This window comes from Simplicispira lacusdiani (assembly GCF_003604195.1).
Classification (GTDB): Bacteria; Pseudomonadota; Gammaproteobacteria; order Burkholderiales; family Burkholderiaceae_C; genus Simplicispira; species Simplicispira lacusdiani.
In genome coordinates this window covers 5,001-9,314 of record NZ_QXGR01000020.1, presented here as the reverse complement: position 1 = coordinate 9,314, position 4,314 = coordinate 5,001, and the positions used below count along the sequence as shown (strand labels likewise).

Below are 4,314 nucleotides of genomic sequence, written 5' to 3'. Positions count from 1 at the left end.
CCCCCCCCTCCTGTTTCTTTCTAATCGAATGGTAAGTTATTTTAGGATTTTTAAATAAAAAGAAAAAAAAAAAAAAAAAAAAAAAAAAAAAAAAAAAAAAAAAGAAATAAAGATTGCAGCACCTGAGTTTCGCGTATGGTCACCCACTACACTACTCGGTCAGGCTCTTACCAGCTTAACTACAGTTGATCGGACGGGAAACGGTGCTTTCTGGTAGATATGGCCGCAACCGATAGTTTAACGGAAACGCAGGTGATATGAGGGCAGGGTCCAGACATGTTCAGTAGGTGGGAGTGAGAGGTGTTATGGGTGGAGGACAATTTTTATTATATTTCATCTAATAGCAATAGGATATGACAGGTGAAAAAGCAAAAGCAATAGTGCATTGTGATGTGGAGAATAAGGTGCATACGATGAAAAAGGTGATTTGTCATTTACAAGAGGTAGGTCGAAACAGAACATGAAAGTTGGTCGGTAGGTGGCATGCAGAGGTAGTTTCAAGGTGACAGGTTATGAAGATATGGTGCAAAAGACAAATGGATGGTGGCAGGCATAGTAAAATGATGGTGTGGAAGACATAGATGGTATTTGTTTTGCATTTACGGCACCGGATGCGGGCGATAATGACGGGAAGAGATTTAGTATGTGGGACAGAATGTCGGCGGCAGTATTGAGACCATGAGAGTAGCAAACGTAAGTCTAAAGGTTGTTTTATAGTAGTTAGGATGTAGAAAATGTATTCCGATAGGCCATTTTACATTTGGAGGGACGGTTGAAAGTGGACAGAGGAAAAGGTGCGGAAATGGCTGATTTTGATTGTTTATGTTTTGTGTGATGATTTTACATTTTTGCATAGTATTAGGTAGTCAGATGAAAGATGAATAGACATAGGAGTAAGAAAACATAGAATAGTTACCGTTATTGGTAGGAGTGTGGTGGGGTGGTATAGTCCGCATTGGGATGTTACTTTCCTGTTATGGCATGGATTTCCCTTTAGGGTCTCTGAAGCGTATTTCCGTCACCGAAAAAGGCAGAAAAAGGGAAACTGAAGGGAGGATAGTAGTAAAGTTTGAATGGTGGTAGTGTAATGTATGATATCCGTTGGTTTTGGTTTCGGTTGTGAAAAGTTTTTTGGTATGATATTTTGCAAGTAGCATATATTTCTTGTGTGAGAAAGGTATATTTTGTATGTTTTGTATGTTCCCGCGCGTTTCCGTATTTTCCGCTTCCGCTTCCGCAGTAAAAAATAGTGAGGAACTGGGTTACCCGGGGCACCTGTCACTTTGGAAAAAAAATATACGCTAAGATTTTTGGAGAATAGCTTAAATTGAAGTTTTTCTCGGCGAGAAATACGTAGTTAAGGCAGAGCGACAGAGAGGGCAAAAGAAAATAAAAGTAAGATTTTAGTTTGTAATGGGAGGGGGGGTTTAGTCATGGAGTACAAGTGTGAGGAAAAGTAGTTGGGAGGTACTTCATGCGAAAGCAGTTGAAGACAAGTTCGAAAAGAGTTTGGAAACGAATTCGAGTAGGCTTGTCGTTCGTTATGTTTTTGTAAATGGCCTCGTCAAACGGTGGAGAGAGTCGCTAGGTGATCGTCAGATCTGCCTAGTCTCTATACAGCGTGTTTAATTGACATGGGTTGATGCGTATTGAGAGATACAATTTGGGAAGAAATTCCCAGAGTGTGTTTCTTTTGCGTTTAACCTGAACAGTCTCATCGTGGGCATCTTGCGATTCCATTGGTGAGCAGCGAAGGATTTGGTGGATTACTAGCTAATAGCAATCTATTTCAAAGAATTCAAACTTGGGGGAATGCCTTGTTGAATAGCCGGTCGCAAGACTGTGATTCTTCAAGTGTAACCTCCTCTCAAATCAGCGATATCAAACGTACCATTCCGTGAAACACCGGGGTATCTGTTTGGTGGAACCTGATTAGAGGAAACTCAAAGAGTGCTATGGTATGGTGACGGAGTGCGCTGGTCAAGAGTGTAAAAGCTTTTTGAACAGAGAGCATTTCCGGCAGCAGAGAGACCTGAAAAAGCAATTTTTCTGGAATTTCAGCTGTTTCCAAACTCAATAAGTATCTTCTAGCAAGAGGGAATAGGTGGGAAAAAAAAAAAGAGATTTCGGTTTCTTTCTTTTTTACTGCTTGTTGCTTCTTCTTTTAAGATAGTTATCTGGTTGATCCTGCCAGTAGTCATATGCTTGTCTCAAAGATTAAGCCATGCATGTCTAAGTATAAGCAATTTATACAGTGAAACTGCGAATGGCTCATTAAATCAGTTATCGTTTATTTGATAGTTCCTTTACTACATGGTATAACTGTGGTAATTCTAGAGCTAATACATGCTTAAAATCTCGACCCTTTGGAAGAGATGTATTTATTAGATAAAAAATCAATGTCTTCGGACTCTTTGATGATTCATAATAACTTTTCGAATCGCATGGCCTTGTGCTGGCGATGGTTCATTCAAATTTCTGCCCTATCAACTTTCGATGGTAGGATAGTGGCCTACCATGGTTTCAACGGGTAACGGGGAATAAGGGTTCGATTCCGGAGAGGGAGCCTGAGAAACGGCTACCACATCCAAGGAAGGCAGCAGGCGCGCAAATTACCCAATCCTAATTCAGGGAGGTAGTGACAATAAATAACGATACAGGGCCCATTCGGGTCTTGTAATTGGAATGAGTACAATGTAAATACCTTAACGAGGAACAATTGGAGGGCAAGTCTGGTGCCAGCAGCCGCGGTAATTCCAGCTCCAATAGCGTATATTAAAGTTGTTGCAGTTAAAAAGCTCGTAGTTGAACTTTGGGCCCGGTTGGCCGGTCCGATTTTTTCGTGTACTGGATTTCCAACGGGGCCTTTCCTTCTGGCTAACCTTGAGTCCTTGTGGCTCTTGGCGAACCAGGACTTTTACTTTGAAAAAATTAGAGTGTTCAAAGCAGGCGTATTGCTCGAATATATTAGCATGGAATAATAGAATAGGACGTTTGGTTCTATTTTGTTGGTTTCTAGGACCATCGTAATGATTAATAGGGACGGTCGGGGGCATCAGTATTCAATTGTCAGAGGTGAAATTCTTGGATTTATTGAAGACTAACTACTGCGAAAGCATTTGCCAAGGACGTTTTCATTAATCAAGAACGAAAGTTAGGGGATCGAAGATGATCAGATACCGTCGTAGTCTTAACCATAAACTATGCCGACTAGGGATCGGGTGGTGTTTTTTTAATGACCCACTCGGCACCTTACGAGAAATCAAAGTCTTTGGGTTCTGGGGGGAGTATGGTCGCAAGGCTGAAACTTAAAGGAATTGACGGAAGGGCACCACCAGGAGTGGAGCCTGCGGCTTAATTTGACTCAACACGGGGAAACTCACCAGGTCCAGACACAATAAGGATTGACAGATTGAGAGCTCTTTCTTGATTTTGTGGGTGGTGGTGCATGGCCGTTCTTAGTTGGTGGAGTGATTTGTCTGCTTAATTGCGATAACGAACGAGACCTTAACCTACTAAATAGTGGTGCTAGCATTTGCTGGTTATCCACTTCTTAGAGGGACTATCGGTTTCAAGCCGATGGAAGTTTGAGGCAATAACAGGTCTGTGATGCCCTTAGACGTTCTGGGCCGCACGCGCGCTACACTGACGGAGCCAGCGAGTCTAACCTTGGCCGAGAGGTCTTGGTAATCTTGTGAAACTCCGTCGTGCTGGGGATAGAGCATTGTAATTATTGCTCTTCAACGAGGAATTCCTAGTAAGCGCAAGTCATCAGCTTGCGTTGATTACGTCCCTGCCCTTTGTACACACCGCCCGTCGCTAGTACCGATTGAATGGCTTAGTGAGGCCTCAGGATCTGCTTAGAGAAGGGGGCAACTCCATCTCAGAGCGGAGAATTTGGACAAACTTGGTCATTTAGAGGAACTAAAAGTCGTAACAAGGTTTCCGTAGGTGAACCTGCGGAAGGATCATTAAAGAAATTTAATAATTTTGAAAATGGATTTTTTTGTTTTGGCAAGAGCATGAGAGCTTTTACTGGGCAAGAAGACAAGAGATGGAGAGTCCAGCCGGGCCTGCGCTTAAGTGCGCGGTCTTGCTAGGCTTGTAAGTTTCTTTCTTGCTATTCCAAACGGTGAGAGATTTCTGTGCTTTTGTTATAGGACAATTAAAACCGTTTCAATACAACACACTGTGGAGTTTTCATATCTTTGCAACTTTTTCTTTGGGCATTCGAGCAATCGGGGCCCAGAGGTAACAAACACAAACAATTTTATCTATTCATTAAATTTTTGTCAAAAACAAGAATTTTCGTAA

At 42.0% G+C, this 4,314-nt stretch carries 2 rRNA genes; one reads left to right on the top strand and one right to left on the bottom strand.

The features are described from left to right. Positions 1-110: 110 nt before the first annotated feature. Positions 111-231 (bottom strand): 5S ribosomal RNA (gene rrf / locus D8S75_RS18015). A 1,938-nt stretch (positions 232-2,169) separates the two neighbouring features. Between rrf and D8S75_RS18010 the strand changes: the two genes are divergently transcribed. Then, positions 2,170-3,979 (top strand): 16S ribosomal RNA (locus D8S75_RS18010). Positions 3,980-4,314 lie beyond the last annotated feature (335 nt).